We start from the raw sequence: 1,076 nt of genomic DNA, 5'->3' as shown, positions 1-1,076 counted from the left end.
GAAGGTACTGGGCGAAACGCTCATTGAGGCGATCCCGCAGTTGTCGGATGAATTGTCGTCTACCTGAGCCGCAGTAACGGAGGCGTTTCCAGAGGCGTCAAGTTGCACTGTCACAGGTTGGCAGGAAACGTTTGGGAAAATGTTGTCCTCAACGGTCACGTTAGCAGTCGCAGTATTGGTATTTCCGTTCCCATCATTGATAGTAAGGGTTACGGTATTGGTCCCTATATTGGTACAGTCAAAAGAGTTGGGGACAACGCTCACCAGGTTGATCGGTCCACAGTCATCAGTGGATCCGTTTTCCACATCTTCAGGGGCAATGGATGCGTTTCCAGATGCGTCCAGAGAAACAGTAATGTCCTGAGTAGCGGCGGTAGGTGGTGTCGTATCATTTGTACAATCAGCTGCATAGCTGGTCGATACTTGATTGGTTTCAGTAATGATTTCTGTATCCATCACTATGGAAACTGAGTCTAAACTGATGTATTGGTCTAATTGATTGGTTTTAGCGTAAGAGAAATTGACAAAAACTAATAATGCCAATTGGACATAGTAGGTGTAGATTTGTTTCATATTCACTAAATTGTTTCAGACGGGACCCGCATAATTTTTAACGTTGGTTTTACGGGAATTTCGTTGTTAAACATTCAATGAGGGAGGTACAAACATACTATGCCCACGTTCTTTGGGTGAAAAATAATCGTTGAAGTGCAGTTATATCTCTATGAGTGTTAAGATGTTCATAATGACTAAGATAGGGTTTTAGGTGAATGGCAAAAATCAACGATTAAGTGTAAAATAGGTGTTAACTTGTAAGTGTTTAATAGTTTATGATCAGTTTTTTGTTGTAAGTGCCCTTCTCTGTAACTACTTTCACCAGATAATTCCCTTCTGAAATTTTACTAACAGGAATTCGTAGTTCATTATTAATATTTGGTATATTGGTCATATTCCATGATTTTACTGTCTGGCCAACCATATTGATTAGATAAACTTGTTTAATAATATTGGATTCCGGAGTTTTGATGTAAATGTCCTGGGAGCTATTTAAATAATTGACTATAATGTTCTTCTTG

At 39.4% G+C, this 1,076-nt stretch carries 1 protein-coding gene and 1 pseudogene; both read right to left on the bottom strand.

The features are described from left to right. A pseudogene (locus tag ZA05_RS17840) lies at window positions 1-573 on the bottom strand (hypothetical protein); the annotation flags it as partial. 247 nt (window positions 574-820) lie between these two features. Continuing rightward, a partial coding sequence (locus tag ZA05_RS17835; RefSeq protein ID WP_157514745.1) for a T9SS type A sorting domain-containing protein occupies window positions 821-1,076 on the bottom strand: 256 nt, incomplete at its 5' end.

Origin of the sequence: Mangrovimonas sp. TPBH4, assembly GCF_001280505.1 — a bacterium.
In the GTDB taxonomy this organism is placed as follows: domain Bacteria; phylum Bacteroidota; class Bacteroidia; order Flavobacteriales; family Flavobacteriaceae; genus Mangrovimonas_A.
This window is presented reverse-complemented; position numbering and strand designations above follow the sequence as displayed.